Origin of the sequence: Paenibacillus sp. V4I3 (assembly GCF_030817215.1) — a bacterium.
In the GTDB taxonomy this organism is placed as follows: domain Bacteria; phylum Bacillota; class Bacilli; order Paenibacillales; family NBRC-103111; genus Paenibacillus_E.
Window position 1 is genome coordinate 5,872,758 of record NZ_JAUSZA010000001.1, and the last position, 24,143, is coordinate 5,896,900.

25 protein-coding genes, 1 other RNA gene and 1 pseudogene are annotated in these 24,143 nt (G+C 44.6%); 1 reads left to right on the top strand and 26 read right to left on the bottom strand.

The genetic code is table 11. The features are described from left to right. Positions 1-199: 199 nt before the first annotated feature. The 26 genes and pseudogenes from rnpB to rsgA all read right to left on the bottom strand — a co-directional run bounded on the left by rnpB (position 200) and on the right by rsgA (position 22,024). Positions 200-617, bottom strand: an RNA gene (gene rnpB / locus QFZ77_RS27415) — RNase P RNA component class A. Positions 618-749: 132 nt separating this feature from the next. Beyond that, the gene (locus QFZ77_RS27420; RefSeq protein ID WP_307444301.1) at positions 750-1,859 is read right to left on the bottom strand and encodes a Nif3-like dinuclear metal center hexameric protein; all 1,110 of its coding nucleotides are present in this window, start codon (positions 1,857-1,859) and stop codon (positions 750-752) included. After that, complete coding sequence (locus QFZ77_RS27425; RefSeq protein ID WP_307444303.1) at positions 1,835-2,599, bottom strand: tRNA (adenine(22)-N(1))-methyltransferase; 765 nt, start codon at positions 2,597-2,599, stop codon at positions 1,835-1,837. Before QFZ77_RS27425 ends, QFZ77_RS27420 begins: the two co-directional genes overlap by 25 nt. 3 nt (positions 2,600-2,602) lie before the next feature. Beyond that, the gene (locus QFZ77_RS27430; RefSeq protein WP_307444305.1) at positions 2,603-3,433 is read right to left on the bottom strand and encodes a hypothetical protein; all 831 of its coding nucleotides are present in this window, start codon (positions 3,431-3,433) and stop codon (positions 2,603-2,605) included. A gap of 113 nt (positions 3,434-3,546) precedes the next feature. Then, complete coding sequence (gene rpoD, locus QFZ77_RS27435; protein ID WP_028558036.1) at positions 3,547-4,662, bottom strand: RNA polymerase sigma factor RpoD; 1,116 nt, start codon at positions 4,660-4,662, stop codon at positions 3,547-3,549. 37 nt (positions 4,663-4,699) lie between these two features. Further along, positions 4,700-6,547 (bottom strand): DNA primase, encoded by a 1,848-nt coding sequence (gene dnaG / locus QFZ77_RS27440; protein ID WP_307444311.1) that lies wholly within the window; start codon positions 6,545-6,547, stop codon positions 4,700-4,702. Positions 6,548-6,596: 49 nt separating this feature from the next. Next, complete coding sequence (locus tag QFZ77_RS27445) at positions 6,597-7,061, bottom strand: YaiI/YqxD family protein (RefSeq protein ID WP_307444312.1); 465 nt, start codon at positions 7,059-7,061, stop codon at positions 6,597-6,599. Positions 7,062-7,152: 91 nt separating this feature from the next. Then, a complete protein-coding gene (locus QFZ77_RS27450) occupies positions 7,153-7,968 on the bottom strand; it encodes a pyruvate, water dikinase regulatory protein (protein ID WP_307444313.1) in 816 nt (271 codons plus the stop codon). Positions 7,969-8,146: 178 nt separating this feature from the next. Next, positions 8,147-8,897, bottom strand: a pseudogene (gene recO / locus QFZ77_RS27455) (DNA repair protein RecO). Positions 8,898-8,949: 52 nt separating this feature from the next. Next, the gene (locus QFZ77_RS27460; RefSeq protein ID WP_082562144.1) at positions 8,950-9,102 is read right to left on the bottom strand and encodes a YqzL family protein; all 153 of its coding nucleotides are present in this window, start codon (positions 9,100-9,102) and stop codon (positions 8,950-8,952) included. A 96-nt stretch (positions 9,103-9,198) separates the two neighbouring features. Further along, on the bottom strand, positions 9,199-10,098 hold the full coding sequence (gene era / locus QFZ77_RS27465; protein ID WP_057303091.1) for a GTPase Era: 900 nt from the start codon (positions 10,096-10,098) through the stop codon (positions 9,199-9,201). 6 nt (positions 10,099-10,104) lie between these two features. Beyond that, a complete protein-coding gene (cdd, locus tag QFZ77_RS27470; RefSeq protein ID WP_307444314.1) occupies positions 10,105-10,518 on the bottom strand; it encodes a cytidine deaminase in 414 nt (137 codons plus the stop codon). A 32-nt stretch (positions 10,519-10,550) separates the two neighbouring features. Further along, positions 10,551-11,255 carry a diacylglycerol kinase gene (locus tag QFZ77_RS27475; protein ID WP_307444315.1) on the bottom strand — a complete coding sequence of 235 codons (705 nt, stop codon included), beginning with the start codon at positions 11,253-11,255 and terminating at the stop codon, positions 10,551-10,553. Further along, positions 11,255-11,782: an rRNA maturation RNase YbeY gene (ybeY, locus tag QFZ77_RS27480; RefSeq protein WP_307449891.1), complete on the bottom strand. Its 528-nt coding sequence runs from the start codon at positions 11,780-11,782 to the stop codon at positions 11,255-11,257. Before ybeY ends, QFZ77_RS27475 begins: the two co-directional genes overlap by 1 nt. A 42-nt stretch (positions 11,783-11,824) precedes the next feature. Next, complete coding sequence (locus QFZ77_RS27485) at positions 11,825-14,035, bottom strand: HD family phosphohydrolase (RefSeq protein ID WP_307449894.1); 2,211 nt, start codon at positions 14,033-14,035, stop codon at positions 11,825-11,827. A gap of 58 nt (positions 14,036-14,093) precedes the next feature. Continuing rightward, entirely contained in the window at positions 14,094-15,059 is a 966-nt protein-coding gene (locus tag QFZ77_RS27490; protein ID WP_307444316.1) for a PhoH family protein, read from the bottom strand. A gap of 6 nt (positions 15,060-15,065) precedes the next feature. Beyond that, a complete protein-coding gene (gene yqfD / locus QFZ77_RS27495) occupies positions 15,066-16,259 on the bottom strand; it encodes a sporulation protein YqfD (protein ID WP_307444318.1) in 1,194 nt (397 codons plus the stop codon). A gap of 42 nt (positions 16,260-16,301) precedes the next feature. Beyond that, entirely contained in the window at positions 16,302-16,580 is a 279-nt protein-coding gene (gene yqfC / locus QFZ77_RS27500) for a sporulation protein YqfC (protein WP_047672305.1), read from the bottom strand. A gap of 156 nt (positions 16,581-16,736) precedes the next feature. Then, positions 16,737-17,198, bottom strand: coding sequence for a hypothetical protein (locus QFZ77_RS27505; protein WP_307444322.1), 462 nt, complete (start codon positions 17,196-17,198; stop codon positions 16,737-16,739). 21 nt (positions 17,199-17,219) lie between these two features. Next, positions 17,220-18,209: a flotillin-like protein FloA gene (gene floA, locus QFZ77_RS27510; RefSeq protein ID WP_216625510.1), complete on the bottom strand. Its 990-nt coding sequence runs from the start codon at positions 18,207-18,209 to the stop codon at positions 17,220-17,222. A 143-nt stretch (positions 18,210-18,352) separates the two neighbouring features. Continuing rightward, entirely contained in the window at positions 18,353-19,021 is a 669-nt protein-coding gene (locus QFZ77_RS27515; protein ID WP_307444323.1) for an NfeD family protein, read from the bottom strand. A gap of 286 nt (positions 19,022-19,307) precedes the next feature. Further along, positions 19,308-19,751, bottom strand: coding sequence for a GatB/YqeY domain-containing protein (locus QFZ77_RS27520; RefSeq protein ID WP_307444324.1), 444 nt, complete (start codon positions 19,749-19,751; stop codon positions 19,308-19,310). An 8-nt stretch (positions 19,752-19,759) separates the two neighbouring features. Continuing rightward, entirely contained in the window at positions 19,760-19,933 is a 174-nt protein-coding gene (gene rpsU / locus QFZ77_RS27525) for a 30S ribosomal protein S21 (protein WP_029195880.1), read from the bottom strand. A 114-nt stretch (positions 19,934-20,047) separates the two neighbouring features. Further along, on the bottom strand, positions 20,048-20,398 hold the full coding sequence (locus QFZ77_RS27530) for a histidine triad nucleotide-binding protein (protein ID WP_307444325.1): 351 nt from the start codon (positions 20,396-20,398) through the stop codon (positions 20,048-20,050). Positions 20,399-20,560: 162 nt separating this feature from the next. Beyond that, entirely contained in the window at positions 20,561-20,869 is a 309-nt protein-coding gene (locus QFZ77_RS27535; protein ID WP_307444326.1) for a hypothetical protein, read from the bottom strand. A 93-nt stretch (positions 20,870-20,962) separates the two neighbouring features. Next, positions 20,963-22,024 (bottom strand): ribosome small subunit-dependent GTPase A, encoded by a 1,062-nt coding sequence (rsgA, locus tag QFZ77_RS27540; protein WP_307444327.1) that lies wholly within the window; start codon positions 22,022-22,024, stop codon positions 20,963-20,965. Between the two features lie 192 nt (positions 22,025-22,216). Here rsgA and QFZ77_RS27545 point away from each other — a divergent pair, with 192 nt between their 5' ends. After that, positions 22,217-24,139 carry an FAD-dependent oxidoreductase gene (locus QFZ77_RS27545; RefSeq protein WP_307444329.1) on the top strand — a complete coding sequence of 641 codons (1,923 nt, stop codon included), beginning with the start codon at positions 22,217-22,219 and terminating at the stop codon, positions 24,137-24,139. The last annotated feature ends 4 nt before the right edge of the window (positions 24,140-24,143 follow it).

The window sequence follows — 24,143 nt, forward strand, 5'->3', positions numbered from 1 at the left end:
TACGTGCTAATTCTTGTACGATAAATACAGCATTTTGCGGGGAATCAATAATCGGTACTCTTCACTAAAGTTAAATAAGGGTCTCAAGGGACTCTTATTTAGCCACTTTTTGTGGAAATAGAAACTTTTGGAGATTCTTATTTTTCTTCCAGAAAAATTAAATACCCGCAAGGCCTAAGCCTTGCGGGTAACCGACAGTATGGAAAGTTTGCCGTAAGCCGGGTTCTGTACTTCCAGTGGTCATAGCGGGCGTCTGTCCCCTGCCACCATTGAAGTGACAATCATCTATCTAGGCCATACATTGCTGTACAGCTCAAGCGACCAACCCGAACGCGTCTCAGGCTAAGACTGCCACCTCGAAAGCGGCTTGCGTTCCTCTAGGTCTTGCTCCAAGTGGGGTTTACCAGGATCTATGTCACCATAGAACCTCGTGGTCTCTTACACCACGGTTCCACCCTTGCCTGTGAATCCCTTGCGGGAAACCATCGGCGGTCCATTTCTGTGGCCCTATCCTTCAACTCGCGTTGACTGGACGTTATCCAGCACCCTGCCTTATGGAGCCCGGACTTTCCTCTCGCTGTGGCTTACCCACAGCCAGCGATTGTCTGTCAAACTTTCCGGTGCATTTGCTAGTATACTAAGAATGCCTTTGAAATACAACTGCTGATCGTTTCCTCAAATACCATTTGCAAGTCATGAAGTTATCAAGGCTGCAAATAATCGACTGTGCGAGAACCCTCCACCCTACTCTACAGAAACTGGAATGGTTCTGTATCCACCTCGGAAGCCAGCACCTGCGTGTCCGTCTTGACCAACTGCGCGGCGAGATAATCGGCCACGCCGCGCTTCATGATCTTCTCGACGTTATGTCCAACGTCGATCAAAGTCAAACCCGCCGCAAGCGCATCGTGCGCGGTGTGATAGTCGATGTCGCCGGTGACCAGCACATCGGCGCCTGCAAACAAGGCGTGCCGCATATAGCGGCCGCCAGAGCCCCCCAGAACGGCCACCTTACGGATGGGCCGTTCCAAATCTCCGACGACGCGCACCGTCGGCACGTCGAACACCTGCTTCGCGAGCTCCGTTAGCTCGCGAAGCGTCGTGGCCGCGGGCAGCTTGCCCACGCGGCCCAAACCGAACACTCTACCCTTGAGGTCCATCGGGTAGAGGTCATAGGCCACCTCCTCGTAGGGGTGGGCCTTCATTAGAGCCTGAACCGCCTTGCGCTGGACGCTGGCGGTTACGATGGTCTCTACGCGTACTTCCTGTACGCGTTCAAGCTTGCCTACTTCCCCGATAAACGGGTGCGTCCCTTCCTGCGGCAGGAATGTCCCCGTTCCGGGGATGTTGAAGCTGCAGTGGCTGTACTGCCCGATTCCACCCGCTCCCGCGGTGAAAAGGGCATCCAGCACAGCCTGGTGATGCGTCTCAGGGACGAAAACAACCAGCTTTTGCAGCTTCTCCGTGTGCACATCCTCTAAATGAGTAAGCTCCGTCAAACCGAGCTTATCCGCCATCATATCGTTCACGCCGCCCTCAGCTACATCCAAATTCGTATGAGCGATATAGACAGCGATGTCGTGCTTAATTAATTTTTCATATAAACGACCAGCAGGCGTATCCGTTTGCAGATGAGCGAGCGGTCTGAAAATAATCGCATGATGAGCAATAATGAGATTAGCACCTTGCTGAATCGCTTCTTCAACCACTTCATCGGTGACATCCAAGGCTACGAGGACTTTATGGATTTCCTTCTGCAGAGACCCTAGCTGTAAACCTATTTTATCATCAGGCATCGCATAATGCTTCGGCGCCAGCTGTTCAAACAGCTGGATTACGGTTTGACCTTTTGCAAACAAGCGAGTACCTCCTTTATTTCCTTCATTTCTTGACCGACCTGCTCCGCCTTCACTACTGACGCTTCAGCTGAAGAAAGCTGGAGTTGCCCTTTAATCATGGCTAGCTTTTTCAGTTCGCTTTCCCACTTGGTGAACCATACTTCTGGAGCCTCGCTAATGAAGTAAGGCCCCATTTGGAGCAAGCGTTCCTTCGATACCCTTACCCCACCTGGCAGCTGACGTTCAGCGTAAAGAACCTCTAAAGTATGTTTTTCCTCATCCGGCACAGCTATGGCTGTCAAAATCTCATAAATCTTGCCGTCTTCCTCTAGAATCGTTTCGGATTCTAGCTTCCAGCCCTGCTGCAGCAACCAACGTCGCACATGATCTTCACCGACATTGGGCTGCAAAATAAGATGAGTGACGCCTTGCAGCTTATGCTTTCCAGCTTCCAATATACTTGCCATCAAACTTCCGCCCATTCCGGCAATCGTAATGACATTCACTTCTCCAGCATCAATAACGGCGAGTCCATCACCGGATCTTACACTGATTTTCTTAGACAATCCACTTTCAAGAACCTGCCGAGTTGCCGCTTCAAAAGGCCCTGGATTCACCTCGCCAGCCACAGCAAACAAAATAATACCCTGTTGTGCCAAATACGTTGGCAATAGGGCATGATCGGAACCAATGTCCGCTACCTTTGATCCTAATGGAACTCGATCTGCAATCATTTGCAGTCTTTTCGATAATTTCACCATATGTTACATTACCCACTCTACCCATTTTTTACGCAGCAAAAATAATGCCACACCTGCAGAAACTAACTTTCCTGTAAACGATAATTGAATGAGACGAGAGCTCATATCGACATCTGTCAGAAACGTCATCACTTCAGGAGCAAACCAAACGATACTTCCAACTAACAACAGCACACTAGCTGCTTGCTTATTCGTATGATGCGCAAGCCAAGCCATCCATATAAGTACAATACTAACCGGAATCCAACTAATTTCAAGTGAGAACCACCCAGGGCTCTCCAGCTTGTGCAGTAATAGCCACCCATATGTACCCACTAGCCCCAGCCATCCACATATCTGGAAAATGGCCATTCGGCCTACCAACCCATTAAACAACCAGATACTACTACAAAAGGCTAAATAACCAACATAGGCATTATCAGAACTCACAGCGTATAAATCTAATAAATACAGACCGACAAAAAGCAAAGCAATCGAAGAAACACCACAGAGCAAATAAGAAATAACAGGTGCTTTCTGATAATACCGATATGCAAATCCATAACAAATGATGACAAAAAGCGTGGAAATTCCAATTTGCATTGGCAATCCAAAAGAGTTAAAATTAAGAGCAGATAAGGCCAGAGCGGCAATCACCGCCATGATGGCCAACCATATTTTCCAATTACTGTTTGCTACCGAGGATGCGGATACCCCCATTAATGAAGTATGTTTAGGCGTTGATTCATCCACATACAAATTCATTAGGAAATCACAATAATGCTCAGGAAGCAATTTGCTTCTGCGCCAATGATGGATTTCCTTTACAATCAATTTACGTTTCTCTGCATCCATTTATTCGCTCACCTTCCTAGCTACTTTATCGGTGAATTCGTCCTTTGGCTTTAGTAGTAGTTTCAAAATAAAAAAGACCCCGCCGAATATGGCAGGGCCCTCTCACAGCGTCTTTATTCCAAGAAATCCTTTAATCGTTTGCTGCGGCTAGGGTGTCTCAACTTCCGCAAAGCTTTGGCTTCAATCTGACGAATCCGTTCACGTGTAACACCGAATACTTTACCTACTTCTTCAAGCGTACGTGTACGTCCATCATCTAAACCAAAACGTAAGCGGAGTACATTCTCTTCTCTTTCCGTCAACGTATCTAGAACGTCCTCAAGCTGTTCCTTCAGAAGCTCATACGCGGCAGCATCAGCTGGAGCTAACGCTTCTTGATCCTCAATGAAATCTCCCAAGTGGGAATCGTCTTCCTCACCAATCGGTGTTTCTAACGACACAGGCTCTTGTGCAATCTTCATGATTTCACGTACTTTATCTGTGCTCAAATCCATCTCTTTAGCAATCTCTTCCGGCGTAGGTTCGCGCCCTAATTCTTGCAGCAATTGACGGGAAACGCGGATCAGTTTATTAATCGTTTCGACCATATGTACCGGAATACGTATCGTTCTCGCTTGGTCAGCAATGGCACGGGTAATCGCCTGACGAATCCACCAAGTCGCATACGTACTAAACTTATATCCTTTGGTATGGTCAAACTTTTCCACAGCTTTAATAAGCCCCATATTACCTTCTTGAATCAAATCTAGGAACAGCATGCCGCGACCTACATACCTTTTGGCGATACTAACAACGAGTCTAAGGTTAGCTTCTGCTAAACGTCTCTTCGCTTCTTCGTCCCCATTTTCAATCCGTTTGGCTAACCCTACTTCATCTTCCGCGGAAAGAAGCGGTACTCGACCAATTTCTTTCAAATACATCCGAACTGGATCATTAATCTTAATCCCTGGCGGTAAGGCCAGATCATCATCGAAGTTAAATTCATCGCGCTCATTTTCTTCTGGATTCATAGAATCCTCATCGGATTCGTTCCCTACGTCGATCCCTTGCTCCGAAAGCTGTTCGAAAAACTCATCGATTTGTTCAGGATCCTGATCAAAGGGAGCTAATTTCTCCATAATATCCTTGTAAGTTAGTGAGGACCGCTTTTTCCCTTGCTCAATAAGCTGGTCTTTCACCTGGTCCAGGGTCAATTCTGTCTCTAGTTCTGTACGCTGATCATTCGCCATGGTACGGACTCCCTCCTCCCTAGTCATTGCAGTAATTCTAAGTTGACTTCAATCGTTTTTCTAGGGCAATAATTTCAATAGCAATTTGTGCAGCTCTAAGATGGTCGCCCGCGCGTTCAGCACGAACTCGTTCTTCTTTCTTACGTTCAACTTCTTCTTGCATTGGAACTTTGCGAATTTGGCGAATATAGTCGTCAATCACTTGTTCGTTAATTCCATGACCAGCACCCATCATTACAATGGAACTAGCCAAGCTCTCCAGCTGTTCGTCTTGCAGCATGGCAATGTATCGGCTTGCATCCGGCTCAGCATTCTGAGCGTAGTAAGCATATAAATAAGCAGCTAAGACTGCGTGAGCTTCAACATTGAATTGATCACCTAATTGTGCTTCCACTTGTGCGCAGACGTCACGGTCATGCATCATTACCGCCAAAATTAACCGTTCTGCATTATGATAAGCGGGCAAAAGAGAAGGTGTTTTTTTGAGTGTTCGTTCCACTGTTCTCCCATTATTCATAACATTATTCCACAGAATTGGTTTATTATCCCCCTCTGGTCGGTTTTTTTCCGATTGCAGCAAGATTTCGTGAAGGTCTAACTTCATCGCTTCATACGAAGATTCCGGGAATTCAGAAGCCAACTGTTTCAAATAATGTTCACGTTCCATTGGAGATTGAAGATGACTGATTAATTTCACAGCGGATTGCAGATAACGAAGTCTGTCACCGTCCTCATGCAACTTAAAATTTTTGCGGATGTACAATAGCTTATATTTCATCGATGGTACGGCTGGTTCAATAATCTCCCGTACGAATCGGTCAAAACCATAGTTTCTTACATAATCATCTGGATCCTTGCCATCTGGCAGCATAGCTACCGTGACTCGGCTGCCTGTCTCTTCTAGTATAGGAATGCTTTTGAATGCAGCTGATTGTCCCGCGTTATCTCCGTCGTAACATACGACGATTTGATCGGCGTTACGGTTCAGCAGAGCGGCATGTTCCTTCGTTAATGCTGTCCCCATCGTGGCGACACCATTACTTATTCCCGCTTCCCATGCTTTGATGACATCCACATAACCTTCAAAGAGAACTGCTTGTTGAAGCTTACGCATATTGGGTCTAGCCAGATGTAGGTTGTACATCGTCCGACTTTTATTAAAGAGAATGGATTCCGGACTATTTAAATATTTGGGCTGCACATCGCCCATTGATCTGCCTCCGAATGCGATAACTTTGCCAGTAGAGTCGCAAATAGGGAACATGATGCGTTCCCGGAATTTATCTACATAACCGTTACCTTCATGTTTGGCAGAGATTAAACCGCCCTTCTCCATCAGGGCTAAGTCGAACTCTCGTTTATCTAGCTGTTGAACGAGTGTGTCCCACATGGCCGGTGCATAACCAATTTGGAAGGTATCGATCAGCTTATCCGATATTCCTCTTGAGGCCAAATAACCTTTAGCCACTTTGCCTTGCTCCGTGTTGCCAAGAATATAATGATACAATTTCGCAGTAAAATCATAAGCTTTTAACAAGGTTGATTTCTCTTGCTGCTGCTCATTTTGCTCTTCAGTTGCTTCTTCCCAAGTGATTGGGATATCCGCTTCTTCAGCCAGCTTGTTAACGGCCTCGGAGAAGCTAAGTCCTTCGATTTCCATTACAAATCGAATCAAATTCCCACCCACATTACAACCAAAACAACGATAAATTTGTTTTTCGGGTGTGACAGTGAAAGAAGGACTTTTCTCAGAGTGGAACGGGCATAGCCCCTTCATATAATGCCCTTGCTTGCTCAAATGTACGTGCCTACCAATGACATCAACAATGTCATGGCGCTTAAGTACAGCCTCAATGACCTCTTCAGGTATGCGTCCGTACCTCATTTTTGTTCCACCTACAATTCAGGTCGCTTTTCCGACTAATTACTATTCGCTACTTGTTTTCGATTTCCTGCAAATATTTTAAAAGTTTTGTCAAACCATGTAGAAAATTTTGACGATCTGCCTCTGTAAAAGGTTTTGGCCCCTTCGAATGCTTTCCGCTTCTACGCATTTTCGCCGATGAGTGGCGACGGTCCAATAGGAAATCAATCGAACTATCGGTATATTCCTGCCCTCGATTCGTTAAGCAAATAGATCCCTTAGCCAATCCTAAGGCGGCGAGTCCAAAATCTTGTGTCACCAAAATATCACCTTGCTGAATCTGATTGGCAATATATAAATCGACAGATTGATCGGAACGGTCCACTTGAACGACCTTCACGCCAGGGTTCTCCTTCATCCGATGATCGAAAGAAGCAACTAGCACAACTTGTACACCAAACTGCCTACCTGCTTGCTCAATTTCGGATTTTACAGGACAAGCATCGGCATCAACGATAATATTTCTCGCTCGCATACAGTTCAGCCCCTGCTTTCTAAACGAAATCTCACCGTACTATTATATACGATGGACTTACAAAAAATCCTGCAAGGGAAAACATAAAACCTTACTGGACTCGTTCGATATGGTCCATGATTAAACTTGCTGTCTCCTCAACGGCACGGTTGGAAACATCAAAGATGACGCAACCGATTTTGCTCATAATTTTGTCAGCAAAAGCCAGTTCTATTTTAATACGTTCTACATTGGCGTAGGTTGCATTTTCTGCAAGCCCTAATGTCCGAAGCCGTTCTTGGCGTATGACATTCAATTTATCCGGGTCGATCCGCAATCCAATGATCTTATCCTTTGGAACCGTATAAATGGCAGCAGGCGGCTGCATTTCAGGTACCAATGGAACATTAGCGACTTTAAATCTTTTATGCGCCAAGTACATAGATAAGGGTGTTTTGGACGTACGAGAGACGCCCAATAAGATGATGTCCGCTTTTTGTATGCCGCTAAAATCACGACCGTCATCATATTTAACCGCGAATTCAACTGCTTCAACTTTTTTGAAATAATCCTCATCGAGCGGATGAATCATTCCCGGTTGTCTGCGAGGCTCTTGGTGTAATGCTAGCCCTAAGGTAGCAACAATCGGCCCAAGCAAGTCAATATGCGGGATATCGTACTCCTTCGCCTTGGCAATGAGATCGTCACGCAATTCAGGAATAACCAAAGTAAAAACGACAATACCGCCATGTATTCTAATCGCATTGATGACTTTATCTATTCCTTCAAAATCATGGATAAAAGGAGCTCTCATAATTTCAACGGGTACAGGATGAAACTGCATCGCAGCGGCACGCACGACAGATTCTCCCGTTTCACCAACTGAATCTGAAACAACATATACACGAGTAGGTAGTGGGTGGTCCATTTCCCTAAGCCCCTTTCAGCAGGGACGAGGCCCTACATTAGTCATTTGTATGTAAAGTAGACGCAAACAGAACGAAAGCATGAGAAAAACCTCACCGATATGCGGACAGCACAAGGGCGAGGTGATTTCCACCACATCATATCAAAGCCGAAATCACATGTCAAATTAGACATGATCACTATATATTGTATTTTTCCATTTGTTCAATAAAGCCTCTGGATTTCCACTGAACACCAATATGAATATCCATATAAGCGCGCATACAGGTCTTCAACTGCACTTTCGTTTCTTCCTTTACCTGAACGGCACCAAGTCTGCGCATATCCATGCGAGGAAATATTTTCAGAAGCTTAAGCGCTCCTTCACCGATCGGAATAGCCGCAGTATCTTTGTATCGACAGCGAGCACATAATGTCCCACCCATTGCAGGGCTAAAGGTCGTAATCCCCGAAGTTTCTCCACAGGAGACACAAGCATTAGTCACAGGGAGATAACCGGCTAGATCAAACATCTTCATTTCATAGAGGTGAACGACGATCTGCATGTCCTTGCCCTCTTCAATAGCCATTAGTCCAGCTTTCAACTGCTCAAATATATAAGTGCTGCCCTCTTCGTCACCAAGCATCCGGTCTGTCATCTCCACCAAATAGGAAGCATGTGCAGACATATGTAAATCTTCTCGCAAAGCATGATGGGCTTCGATAATCTCAGCACTATTCAGGGACCCCATCTGACCCCTTTGTTGTGAAAAAAACAAAATCGCCGTACGTAAAAAGCTGCGTAACGGCGGCATGTCGACTTTTCACTTTCTTAGCGCCCCGAGCCATGACACCAACCTTACCCAGCTCGGGGGTGAATAAACTAATGATCTTATTTCCCTCTCCATAGTCCATACTACGGAGTACAATCCCCTGTACGCTGCGCAGCAAATGACTTCCCCCATGAATGCCGCTCTGAACTTACTCGCTAATGAATATGAATTTACATATTCAGACCTTCGAGCGGCTCTTCGTTACTTTGATCCTCTTCCTGTACATCAGTGTCCATACCCGGTTCTCCGGAAACTTGTTTGTACAGCAGATAGGCATCTACATCACCGGTCTTTGAAAAATACGTCCACGAAAAATCTTTCATGTTCAGCATCCTCCCCATTGAACGTGATGTTCTTAGGATGCGCAGAGGAAGCTTCTCTATGCGAAATAAAAACTGGAACTGTTAGGGAAAAACCTGTTAGTCGTGACGGAAGCCAAGATCACGTAGAACTCTGTCTTGATTTCTCCAGTCTTTTTTCACTTTAACCCACAGTTCCAAGAAAGTTTTGGAACCAAGCAGCGTCTCGATATCACGGCGAGCCTGCCTTCCAATTTCTTTGAGTAAACTTCCTTGTTTACCAATGACGATACCTTTTTGCGAATCTCGCTCAACAAATATAACTGCAGAAATATGGACTACACCATTGGGCTCGACACGCATGTCTTCAATCTGGACGGCAATGGAATGTGGAATTTCTTCCCGTGTTAAATGTAAGATTTTCTCACGTACGAGTTCAGCACATACGAATTGTTCCGGGTGATCTGTAATTTGGTCGGCTGGGTAGTACTGCGGACCTTCCGGCAAATAGCGAACAATTTGTTCCAACAGTGTTGTTACATTGTTACCCTTGAGCGCAGAAACCGGCACGATTTCAGCAAAGTTATACAAATCTTTGTAATTTGTAATAATCGCCAGCAGCGCTTCAGGCTGAACAAGGTCAATTTTGTTTAACACCAGAATGACGGGTGTTTCAACATGCTTTAGCTGCTCGATAATATAGCGGTCACCGCCGCCAATCCCTTCGGCAACATCAACCAAAAACAGCACCGCATCTACTTCCCCAAGCGTCCCATGCGCCACTTTACTCATGTAATCGCCTAATTTGGAAGTCGGTTTATGAATACCTGGCGTATCCAGGAAAACAATTTGGCCGTTGTTGGATGTATAAACCCCATGAATTTTGTTTCTTGTTGTCTGAGGCTTATCTGACATGATAGCAATTTTTTGCCCGATGATTTGGTTCATCAGCGTTGATTTCCCAACGTTTGGACGTCCGATGATAGCGACAAAGCCTGATTTAAATTCTTTTTTAGCCACTTCTAGTTATCCTCCATTTACATGCAAATCTTTCGTTGTGAAAGCGCCCGGTAATAGGGCAGATACGGTTGTTTCTGCAAAATCCCCTTTAAGATTCCCAAGGTAAACTGGCATTTTCGGTTCACATAATTCCACCAATACCTGGCGGCAAACGCCGCATGGCGAAATTGGACCTTCTGTGTCTCCCATAACCGCTATAGCTTGAAAGGAACCTGCCTTATGACCATCCGCGATTGCACGAAATAACGCAGTTCGCTCAGCGCAGTTGGTCGGTCCGTACGCGGCATTTTCTACATTACAGCCATAATGTACATGACCGTTCGCATCCAGAAGCGCCGCACCCACTTGAAAATTCGAATAAGGCGTATAGGCTCTTTTCATCGCTTCTTTCGCGTGTTGAATGAGTTCTTGTTGATTCATAGCCATCAACCTACTTTCATTTTATATTAACGTTATAGCATGTTAAGGCAGGAAAAAGCGAGGATTGTGACCATGATACCAATGAGTGCTCCAAGAATTAGTGCTGGAAATGGTCTCTTTCTTTTGTCGTACAGCATAATAAAAATAAGTGCAGAGAGCGTGTATGCAAGCAGTGCAACTATCGTTTGCGAGACGAAAATCGTAATGACAGTCGCAATTGCGAAGGAAATAGCCGTCAACAAGCTAGGGCGCACCAATTTCCCTTTATCTGAGAAACGTGTTTCAATCACGATAACTGTCAAAACAACAAGGGCAATAAGGATCCATATCGTTCCCGCGGATACCGGAGTATCATGCATTCTTGAATTTCGCAGCAAGTGATCGATAGGCTCATAGAATACAATCATGCCTACAATCACTGCGAAACCTGCGGACACCAATACGGACGCCGCGGCGACGTCCTTCGCAATTTTGGCTAACGGATGGCGCTCTGGCATAGCCAGATCCACTGTTTTCTCCACAGCCGTATTGATGAGCTCAGTAACAATCATTAGAGTTACCGCCAGCAGAATAAACAGAATGTCCGTTTTGGGTAAATGGATAAGTAGCGCTGCCAATAAAACAAGAAAAGCAACGCAAAAATGGAATTTCATATTACGCTGCGTATCTAAAGCATATTTGATTCCTTCATAGGCATACCGGAAGCTCCTGCGCCATTTACTGAAGCCGTCCGACATTAGCGTGTCAAACCTGCCTTCTGCAAAATGTCCTCCTGCTTAGCAAACATTCTCTTCTCTTCCTCTTCACTTTGGTGATCATAGCCGATCAAGTGCAGGAATCCATGAACGAATAGAAATCCGAGCTCACGCTCAACGGAATGTCCATAATCTTCGGCCTGAGCGATGGCACGGGGAACCGAAATGATAATATCGCCTAAAGGCTCAATGAACCCTTCAGACACCGTCTCACCGTCTTGAAGATCATCTAGGTCGTCTTCACCCTCATCCTCGTAGTTGATACGAATTTCATCCTCTCCGAACTCGCTCATTGCAAACGAGAGAACATCGGTCGGTTTATCTAAGTCACGGTACTGTTTATTAAGATCTTGAATCGCTTCATCGTCTACGAATGTAAGGGCAACTTCCCCCTCCGTAACGCCTTCAAGCTCGCCTGCTAAGCGCAGCAGCTCTTCAAGCTTTTCAATAAATGCAGTCGTGATTTCTTTCACTTCTTGCTCACTGCTCCACTCTAACGTTAAATCCATACTTGCCATTATGTGCCCTCCTTTAATTTGTCGTAGATATCATCAAGCCCCTGACTTCTTTGGAGCAAGCTCACTTGGATATTCGATCCTTGAGTGAAAGATCCCTAACAAGGTTTCGTTTAATGTTTTGGCAATCTTATCGAGTTCTTTGAGCGTGAGATCACACTCATTAAATTGTCCGTCGTCCAAACGGGACTTAATAATTTTGTGCACCATTGAATCGATTTGTTCAAGCGTCGGATTACGCAGTGATCGAACAGCTGCTTCCACACTATCCGCAATCCCTACAATTGCTGCTTCTTTGGATTGCGCTTTGGGACCTGGGTAACGAAAATCCTCTTCGCGGATTTCTTTCTCACTGCCGTCTTCTTCGGCTTGTTTCACCGCTTTAAGATAGAAAAAGTGCAGCAGAGTCGTCCCATGATGCTGTTCAGCAATGTCTCTTATCGGCTTAGGCATTTTGAAATCCTTAAGCATTTCAACGCCATCACGAGGATGCGCTATGATGATGGACTTACTTAAATTCGGATCAATTCGATCATGCGGATTCTCAATATTCGTTTGATTTTCAATAAAGTAGCTTGGGCGCTTTGTTTTGCCAATATCATGATAATAAGAACCAACTCGGCACAGCAGCCCGTCGGCTCCGATGGATTCAGCCGCGGCCTCCGACAAATTCCCCACCATGACACTGTGATGATAGGTCCCCGGTGTCTCCGTAAGCAGCTTGCGCAGTAAAGGATGATTCGGATTTGAGAGCTCCACCAATTTCAGCGGAGATAGAATACCGAATGCGACCTCGAAAAAGGGCAGCAGCCCAATAACGAACACAACCGTTAATAATCCGCCTGCAGCCGCGAAAGAAAGCGACAGAAGGGCTTCTCTCTTCTGGAAATGATCTTCCATCAACAGCATCGATGTAATCGTTAACATGGAGAAGAAGGCAATCATGAGACCAGCTTTCAGAATGGTAGCCCGTTGGCTTGCCCTTTGAATCGTAAACACGGCACTAAAACAAATAGCTAAGCTAACTAATCCGAAACGGTAGTCAAAAAGCAACACATGCTCCGTGTTAAAGATAATACTAGCCATTAAGGAGAATAAGACCGATGCAATGAACGCTAGCGGAGCATCCAGTAAAATGGCAATCAGGATGCTTCCTAACGCAGTCGGAGCCAGATAACCAATATAAGGATAATCTAAATTTTGCACGAGAGAGATCAGTTTCATTCCCATAACATTGATAAGAAATATAAGAATGAGCATCACGAGCTGAGAATTATTGTATTTGATCGGTAATGTGCTTTGTCGGACAAACATATAAATAGCGAATGACAAGAGAGCCGAAAGAATACTGAGCCCTAATTGTGGCAAATAATTCGCTTTGTCCTTCAAAAGCTCTAGTTTATCCAGCCTAGCGTATATCTCTTCCGTTATGACATCCCCAACCTTAACGAGAACATCGTTCTTATTGATGTATACCGGTTTCACGCTCTCTCTAGCTTGTCCTTTTGCATCCTCGGTGCCCTTTTGATCAAAAAATTTATTCGGCGTTATGAGGGCTCTTGCGATTTCGGTAACCATTTCACGGGATGTATTTTTCGTCAGGTTCGATGTATTTACAAGCTCAGCAACTTTAGCTCGGGCCGTCTGCGCATCCAAGATTTGATCATTCATCAATTTGTAAATGATGTCTTTCGTCACAGGACGCATGGCCGCTAAATCATCCTTGGTCAGCCTTGGAAGCTTAAAATAAGTTTCCTCCGGCAGCGGGTAATTCTGTTCGGCAAGCCCCTGCTGGATCTGTTCAAGCAATAACTCGTTATATTGACCGCTGATACGAAGTGATTTAATAGACTGATTCTGCATATCGCTGATTAGCTGTGGAATTGCTCGACGATAAATGCTGACTTTGTCATCGAATTTCACTTCTTCATCCGCATTGATTTGCAATAATTTATCATAAATAACATCAATAATCGTATCATTTTTGAGATTTACAATTCGATAAACGGGTTGGACGTGCTTAGCAGCGTCTTCTTTCGCTTGTTCAGTAGCAATTGCGTTTTCAATTTGTCTAGGAGCATAAATGGTTTTTTCACTCGTAGTTCCTAAAACAATATCATAAACTTGAGGCACAAGCTTAACGTAAAGGGACATATAAAAAATTAACGCCAGCAAGAGAAACAACAGTACCCGTATACCTGTACTGTATTTCCATCCGTTCAGCTGGTAATGAAATTTGCCTTTCATTTGCACTTCATTTTTCTTCACGGAAGGTCATTCCTCTCTAACTAACAACCCTGCTCAGTTACTTATCATTTTCAGCATTGTAAGCAACAATGATTTTCTGAACAAGTGAATGTCGAACCACATCCTGCTCATCAAAATAAATAAAGCCAAGTTCCTCGATATCACGGAGAATGCGGTTTGCTTCTACGAGACCGGACGATTTGCCGCGCGGTAAATCAATTTGCGTAACGTCCCCGGTAATCACCATTTTGGAACCGAAACCAAGTCTTGTCAGAAACATTTTCATTTGTTCAGGCGTTGTATTTTGCGCCTCATCCAGAATGATGAAAGAATCATCCAACGTTCTACCACGCATATAAGCCAGTGGCGCAATCTCAATAAGTCCTCGTTCTAATGACTTGGCTACCTGCTCAGGTCCAAGGACATCATTAAGAGCATCATACAATGGGCGTAAATAGGGGTCAACTTTTTCCTGCAAGTCCCCCGGCAGAAAGCCCAGACTTTCCCCAGCCTCAACAGCAGGGCGCGTTAATACAATCCTTTTGACGGCCCCTTCTTTAAGCCTCGTCACGGCTAGCACAACAGCTAAATAGGTTTTACCTGTTCCTGCGGGTCCAATTCCGAAGACGATATCTTTCTTCTTAATCGTCTCGACATACTTCCGTTGTCCGATCGTTTTGACACGTATAGGCTTACCCTTATGTGTTGTTGTAATTTCACCTTTGAACAAATCAAGTAATTGGTCGGTTTTCATCTGCTTCGCAAGTTCAACCGCATACAAAACATCCCGCTCTGTCAACGTATAATTATTACGGATGAGCTGTAGGAGAACCTCAAAAAGCTGCTGAAGTGAGTTCACTTCCGCAGCAGCCCCTTGTATCGTTATTTCGGCTTCACGCGTATAGATTTGTGCAGGAATCTCCCTTTCGATGACATGCAGAAATTTATCCTGCGGTCCGAACAAGGCTAGACCCTCAACCGGATTTTTCAATGTTATTTTCACAGATTGCGCGTATTCTACCAACAGGCCTCATTCTCCTCGTATCACAATTGGTTGTTCTTCGGCGATATTTTCTTCGACTTCAAAATGCACGTCTATATAAATTTTACCATTCTCTGTTTTTTCATGCAAAATTTTTTCGTCGACAATTCTAGCATCTGCTCCTTCGGTTCCAAGTAATTTAGCTTTAGCCTGCTCTAAGCCCGCCTTTTTAGCATTCGCTGGATCAATAGGTTCCTCTACAATTTGAACCTCCATCACCTTTTCATGAAGCCAACCGAGGGGAAGTGAAAAAGACCGCCAAGCCAGCGTTTTTCGCTCTGGAATCGTTTCGAAATGTTCGAATTTCTGCTTACCATAACCGCTTACTTGCAGTGCTCTTGTCCCAAAAACTAAATAGTTGCGAGCCATAGCTTCACCTGAATATACTCTATATGTTTTCGTAAGCGGAGTTTCTATTCGGGAGGTATACCAAACGATGCCCTTTACTTTACCACTTGCAACCACGACTTGGCTATTTTGTTCATCGCCAATGGTTCCCGAGATAAGCACGTCCCCTTTTCGCACATACGTATTCGGCTTCACCATGGGTTTGCCTTTATCTGATAAAATCTCGGTAACGAGCGCGTTTTTGGCAGCAACCAAATTCCTAGGATTCATAAGCGGTCCCTTATCAGGAATGGTCGCTTCGACAACCTTGATTGTGATATGTGTACCGCGAATTTCGACCCCAACCCAAGCGGCTTGCGGCAGCATTCCTTGAATTTCGCGCGATAAATCCTCCGCTTTCTTCAACTTAAACTTCCATTGAAACGTATGTATGCCCTGTTTGGAAGCAGCTTGCAAAATTTCCGACTCAGAGATACGATCATTCCCTTCCACACTAACTTGCCATACGAGCGAAGTCAATAAATAAAGACCTATGATGAAAGCAGCCATTCCTGCAAAAAAAACCTTTCTACGGCCCAGTCTGTCCATAAAAAAAGGCAGCCCGTGCCTTTCCGTAACATGCACTCGGCAGCCTGTCCGTTTCAGGAGCGGTCGAAGTCTGAAAAAATCTTTGATCAGGATAAAAAGCTCAATCTTCCCCTTATCTCCAGCTTGAATATCCCATATGGAGAAGCCCTTCTCCATCATGGGATTAATTAATCTTTCACAACCTTCACCTCGTATTTGAATGCGTACATAACCTCGCAAACGAGCAATGAAAAGGGATTGTTTCATGACTCAGCCTCCTGTTCTCAGTCCATACTTTCTATACTTCATCTATGGTTCATATTTCACATTATCGATCAAGCCTTCAATAAACACTTCTTCTGAAAGAATAGCTCGAATAACTAACTGCTTTCCGAACACTTCTAGCGTTCCTTTCGTTAATTCGAGCTTCAAGTTTTCACTTGAAAAATGAAGTACACCCCGATGATTCTCTACATAAAGCTGTACGTTGCCGATCATCGTAATTCGCGGCAAGTCCTGTACCACATCCTGAGGAAGATCAAGGATTTTGGCCGTGAACTGGTTCCATTTGCGGGTCAAGCGACGCATAGCTGGGAGTACCCCCTCTAACTAGATGATCATAAATACAGAAAAAGCGCAGAGACTTTCTACCAAATTATGCGGAGAGCGCCAGTTTTATGTTTTAAAAACCTGCAAAGCAAAGAACGCCCTCTCGATCAATCGAGAGGGCGTTCTTACCTACTATTATCTGCGATATGGTTTCTTCGACCTAGGCGGGCCGAGAATTTCAGCCCACATAATTCCTTGCAGGAGCTGATCTTGGCTCGGTTGATCAGGAAAAGGACTCGGTGTAGAGATTACATCTGCGTAAACAGACGAGTTTTCATTAATAACCTGCGTAGGCGAGCCGAATGGAGATTCTTTCTGAGTGGGCATAGCCGAGACCGCCTTAGCTTTGTTAGAGCGACCATACTCGTCTTTCACGTGTCCCAATTGCAAAGTCGATCCAAACCCCTTTTGGTCTGATTTCTTCGCTTCTACTGGTCGTGTAGCGCCATTAGGAGCATCGCCAAAGGAAGGCATTCCCGGCCTCGCCTTAGTTCCCTGATTCGCTCGCCGGCCCTTACTTCGAATTTGATAAAAAAAGGCGAATGCTATAATAACCAGATACCAGTTCTTCAACAAAATTCCAATGAGCTGTTCCATCTGATCACCTCTTCAAGACTACTATTCTTTCTCACTCTTACCATCATTTATTTTGCCAAGTGAAGAACGCATTTGTGTATCTGCATCGATATTTTTAAGATTCATATAGTCCATGACACCTAGTTTACCATTTCGAAGTGCTTCAGCCATTGCAAGTGGCACCTGTGACTCCGATTCGACAACCTTCGCGCGCATTTCTACAACTCTGGCTTTCATTTCTTGCTCCGCAGCAACGGCCATCGCACGTCTTTCCTCAGCTTTAGCCTGAGCGATTCGCTTATCGGCTTCTGCCTGCTCAGTTTGTAAATGGGCGCCAATGTTTTTACCTACATCCACATCCGCGATATCAATCGATAATATTTCAAAAGCCGTTCCGGCATCTAACCCTTTACCCAGAACCGTTCGAGAGATCAAATCCGGATTCTCCAGCACATCTTTATGAGAGTCACTGGAACCAACTGTAGTGACAATCCCCTCACCTACACGAGCGATAATCGTTTCCTCGCCCGCTCCCCCAACAAGCCGGTCAATGTTGGCTCGAACAGTAACCCTGGCTATAACCTTTACTTCAATTCCGTTCTTCGCTACTGCAGATACATTAGGTGTTTCAATGACACGTGGATTTACACTCATTTGTACAGCTAACAAGACATCCCGACCTGCAAGATCGATAGCTGCTGCACGCTCAAACTCCAAGTGAATCTTCGCGCGGTGAGCTGCAATTAAAGCATTGACAACCCGATCAACGTTACCGCCTGCAAGAAAGTGGCTTTCCAGCTGATTGACACTTAGATCAATACCCGCTTTAGTAGCCTTAATCATCGGATTGACGATCCTACTCGGGGTCACGCGGCGAAGCCTCATAGCAATTAAAGTAATAATGCTAATTCTTACTCCAGAAGCAAGTGCTGAAATCCAAAGCATGACAGGCACAATACTCAGTAATACCGAAAGTGCAATAATAACAATGGCCGCTACCAAAACCAAATATAATCCTGGTTCTATATTCATTTTTTTCCTCCTAATATAGGGATCTTTGAGTGTAACTCAAAGTCTCTCCGCTTTGGGATCTTTGAGTGTAACTCAAAATCTCTCCGCTCTGGGATCTTTGAGTGTAACTCAAAGTCTCTCCGCTTTGGGATCTTAGCTCAAAGTCACTGCGCGTTAGTGGTATCATTCTCTCGTACTACAACACGAACTCCTTCTACTTCCACAACAACTACATTCCTTCCTGTGGCAATAAAGCTGCCATTCGTCACCACATCCACGCGCTCCCCCTGAATGATTGCAGTCCCTGCCGGGCGCAGCGGAGTAATGGCTTCTCCCGTCATTCCAATCAAATAGGATCGATCAGGGCTGGATGTAAATCCTTTGTTCGTCGTTAGTTGCTCCTTTAGAATAAAACGGTTCCAAATACCACGGTGCCTAAAGGTTTTGATCGCGAAGGAGATCGCAACGATTGCTAACAACAAGGCGATACCCAGCATTATCGCTGCTTGTGTGGGATCTGAAGATGCCATCAGAACCCCGCCAAAGAGGCATATGGCGCCCAACACACTTAGAATCCCAAAACTTGGAACGACCAATTCTAGGATAAGAAGAATTAACCCGATTCCGAAGACAGCCAAGTCACCGAAACCAGCAAAACCAGCTAAATAAAACCCAAGAAAATAGAGTGCAAAACCAGATACCCCCGCCAAGGCGAGTAATCCACCACTGAAAAAAAGCAGCTCCAACGCAATTCCAATGATCCCAACCACTAATAATACCGTCGCTGTTACGGGATGAGTCAGAAAGGCAGATAAGTTTTCTACAAACATCATCTTTCACTCCTTTCCCTGAATCTTCCTTATCACTAATATGTACGTTCCAACACACAAACTGTTTCGTTTTTGCCCAAGAGAATGAGAAAACCTCTATCGAGGCCATTCAGGGATGCGCGACCGCGTTTAGCGAGGTGAGACTTTGGTCTACGACCAAAGATCCTTATATTAGGTTTTATCGCCAATAAGAAAGCGGTTTTCGGGATCCGAAAACTTAAACTTTCTTATGTGAAAACAAAAGACCGAGAGGACTTGGCCCACTCGGTCTTGTCAAACATATTTAGTATTAACCTAATAATTGTTGAACTAACTGATTGATAAGTTTACCATCAGCGCGTCCTTTGACCTGAGGCATCAATGCTGTCATCACTTTGCCCATATCCGCTTTGGAAGAAGCACCAATTTGCTGGATGGTCTGCTGTACAATGGCTTTCACTTCTTCCTCAGAAAGCTGTTGCGGCATGTACTCAGCTAGAATAACAAGTTCTGCCTTCAGGCTCTCGGCCAAATCATCTCTGCCGGCCTTCGTAAATTCATGGAGGGAATCCTTACGCTGTTTGATTTCACGAGTTAGAACGTCAAGCACTTCATTGTCATCTAAGGCTCTTTTCAGATCAATCTCTGAATTCTTGATGGTAGATCTTACCATTCGAATTACGGAGAGTTTGAACTTGTCCTGACTCTTCATCGCTTGCTTCATATCTTCGTTCAATCGATCGCTTAAGCTCATGTTGCCTCCTAGAACTTTCTCTTACGAGCAGCCTCAGATTTAAGCTTACGCTTAACGCTAGGCTTGTCATAATGTTTACGTTTTTTAACTTCTGCAAGAATGCCATCCTTAGCGATGGAACGCTTAAAGCGACGAAGTGCAGCATCTATAGTTTCGTTCTTACGAACTCGAGTTTCTGACAACAGTTTTCCCTCCCTCCGAACAGACCATCTAAGACAAAACGGTTCATCAAATCTCATTATAGGTCATAGTAATTAGGGTGTCAATCGCAAACCTTACGTTTCGTAAAAGGAAGCTTAATTGTGTACTCCTAAAGGCGATAATCGAGCCCCAGCCATAAGATGATAATGAAGATGGTGAACAATTTGCCCCGCGTTAGCTCCAATATTCGTTATAACCCGATAACCTGATTCTTCTACTTCTAGTTCTCTAGCAATTTGTGCAGCCACACGCTGAATTTTCCCGATCATGTTCCAATCCTCTTCTCCCGCATCCGCTAGTGAAGCAATATGCTTCTTAGGAATGATAAGGACATGAATGGGAGAAGCTGGCTGAATATCATGGAAAGCAACAATCTGTTCGTCCTCATACACTTTCTTAGAGGGGAGTTCCCCCGCAATTATTTTACAGAAAATACAATCACTCATTGTTCGGCTTGTCCCCCACTTTCGTGAAATTACTATTTTTAATTTTATCGGAAAAGACCTAAAAAATCCAATCCAATCTACAATTTTAATTGGAATAATTGCAAAAAAAAGAAACACCTCATGGACTATAAGATGTTTCTAGATTGAATGGGTTTCATTTTATTAATAATATGGAAGTAAGGATAAAGCTAGTAATCCAGCTAGAGGTAGGATTTGTCTTACAAAGCGCCGTCTTGGATAGCCATATCCCGGATATGGGTACGGATAGCCGTAGTATGGGTACGGATGAGCGTAAGGTAAGAAAGCTCTCATTTGATCATGATCCATACCACCAATCGGAACGGCTAGGTATACATTGTCATCATCCACATCTTCCACAATACCGTCATAAACCGCACCACTAGTCATAGTTACACTCACATAACGATACATATGCTTCTTACAAATGGCATGAACTTCTTGATGATTCATAGGCTTATGCCTCCTTTTTACCAACAGCATATTCAGCTATAGGCAAAAGGCTACTCCGTGAACATATTTGGGCTTATCTCACCACGAAAAAATTTAACGGTTATGCTGGTTCTTATGAGCCTGATGAATCTTTTTCCACTTTGCTTTCTCGGCTGCTTGAAGCCCTTTATCTTCTTTGCGCGCCAAATAAGCGAGCTCCTTTTGTAATTTTAAGTAGTTATTAAATCGTTCAACCGCCAAAGTCCCTTCATCTAACGCTTGTCTAACAGCGCATTTCGGTTCATTTTGATGCTTACAATCCTGAAAAAAGCACATTCCTGCAAACTCTTCGATATCTTGAAATGACGTGCTTAACCCCTCCGAAACATCCCACAGTTGGAGTTCACGCATACCTGGCGTATCAATCAATATGCCTCCTCCAGGCAGCGAGATGAGCTCGCGGTGAGTCGTGGTATGCTTCCCTTTGTCATCCCCAGAACGAATATCCCCTGTGTCCAAAATATCCTGCCCATAGATGCGGTTCACCAAAGTAGATTTGCCAACACCGGACGAGCCAAGAAGCGCGACTGTTTGGCCTGGAGAAATATAAGCAGCAAGCTCATCTAGTCCGCGATTTTCTGCTGAGCTAATTATATGGATGGGCACACCCACCGCAACAGCCGCGACCTCTGCAGCCAGTGCTTCCGGATCTTCGCATAAATCTGCTTTACTTAAAACAATAACCGGATTTGCTCCGCTCTCCCAAGCTAATACCATATAACGTTCAATACGGCGTACATTAAAATCTAGATTAAGTGCTGTGAACAGAAACACTGTATCTACATTCGTGGCAACAATTTGTTCTTCGGTGACTTGACCAGCTACTTTACGGGAAAACTTACTTTTGCGTGGTAATACAGCATGGATTGTTGCTCGCTGTTCTTCTCCTCTTATGGAAAGGACGACCCAGTCGCCTACAGCAGGATAGTCTTCACGACCCAGAGCAAGATGCCGCATTTTACCAGACACCTCGGCTAGGGCTTCCCCAACTTCCGTTTGAACGCGATACATATGTTTATGTTCCAAGGACACCCGTCCAACCTGATATCCCTCATTTAGGTAAGGTTCGAATGCTTTTTCAAAAAAGGAATTCCATCCTAAATCTTCATTTTTCAAGTGTTTATTTCATCCTCTCATGTGGTTCTATTCTGAAGTATAGACCGCTGGTATCGACATCACACGGGAAACAATAATTAAGATTGTTTTTTCCTTCTTCAAATTTCATACGCATGGTCAATTAAAATGTAGACTGAAAGTCTATTTTTGCATATAATAAGAGTAAATCGATGGTTGGAATGGAGTGAGCGGATGAGCCAATTCATGAGAGCCTCCACCCGCAAAAAGCGTGATGTGATGATGGAAGTCGCCTTAACCATGTTTATGGAAAAAGGCTATGAGAATGTATCCGTAGACGATATCATCGCGGCGACAGGATCATCAAAGGGAACGTTTTATCATTATTTTAAAAGCAAAGATGCCATCATTTCAGCGCTTTACAGTAAACAAATTCAATTGATTCAAGAATGGGTGAAGCAGCCTCCCTCCAAGGTCCAATCCCTTGAAGGACATATTAATCGCTTATTCTTAGACTTAGCGTCCAACATTCATTCCTCACCACGGCTAGTCCGAAGCTTACAAGCTTTATCCTTACAAAATGAAACCGTAAAAACGGAAGAACAGCAGCAATTAAACGTATTATCTGAAAGTTTATTACATTGGCTGCCTGAACCCAGAAAAATTGAACTGCTCGTTTGCATCTATACGGGAACGGTCCGTACTTGGTGCAATCAAGATGACGCCGACTTACTCTCCATGATGAAAAACAACTTAGCCTGGCTTTGGGTAGGTTTGCGCTCCAGCGAACCCTACGCATCTCTGCAGGTAGAACCAGTCCCCAAGGAGGAAAACAAAATGAAAGTAGCTATTATTGGCGGAGGCTTGGCAGGATTAACAGCAGCCGCTTATTTATCTGAGAATCCGCATGCCGAAGGTATCCTTTTCGAGCGCAGCCCGCAGCTTGGAGGACGGGCTTTTACTTACGAAAAAGCAGGATTTACACTCAACTATGGCGCACATGCCATCTATGGGATTGATCGACATACGTTAACAAACATGGAACGTGAATTGGGACTATCTTTCTCTTCTAAGCAAGTAGATAAACGCAAAGTTTTTTATGCGAAACATAATCAACTTACGCCAGCACCACTCGACGCGATAAACCTCTTAAGAACTGATCTACTCAGCACGATGCAAAAAGTAAGATTCGTTGGTGAAATCACAGCCATTATCGCGAATATTCACAACTTAAAAAACTACGCAACTCTTGCTGATTATTTGGCAGAGTCCAATGCGGACGAGGATGTTAAAGAGTTATGGGAGCATCTGGTTTGCTCCAACTTTTTCATTACGCCTGAGGATGCTCGCAACGTATCAGGAGCAGTAATCAGCGAATACTATCACAACTTGTTCCTTTCCTCGAAGCCCGTTAATTATGTATTGGGAAGCTGGGCCGTTATCACGAATCAGCTTAAACAAAAGTTGACTACGTCCGGCAAATGGGAAATTGCCCTTCAAGAAGGCGTAGAGAACCTCCGGTATGCGGATCGCAAATTTGTATTGCAAACCAAAAACCGTGAAGTCGCTTTTGACAAAGTAATTTTCGCTATGCCAGTTCAACAAGTCGTCAAGCTCCTGAAGGGTACAGCATGGGAGCCATTCCTAGCTCCATATGAGTCTAATACCGCAACCGAAGTTATGGTGTACGACGTTGGGTTAAGCCGTGTTGTTGCGAGACCATTCAGTTACATCAGCGACATGGATAACAAGCTATTCATCAGCGATGTTTCAGCGACAGATCATACACTTGTACCAGAAGGCGGGCAGCTGCTGCAGGGTATCGCATACTTAAGCGACCGCTTTGAAAACGAGGAGCAGCGTAAAGCGTATCTAGAAGAAAAGAACCTCCAAATGGAAGCCCTATTTGATAAACATTATCCAGGCTGGCGCGATGTCACAGCCGTAAAACGGGTTTCAAAGAAAGCGATGGTATCCAGCGTGAAAAACATCGCTTCCAATAATCTACTGCCGATACGCGTTGAAAACGTGCCTTTCTACTTCTGCGGAGACGGCTGTACGGGTAAGGGCGAGCTTGCAGAACGCGCATTCTCTAGTGCCCGCACCGCGGCGCTATCCATTGTGCAAGAAGTTCAGCAAGCACTTCAAAATGTTTAATCCC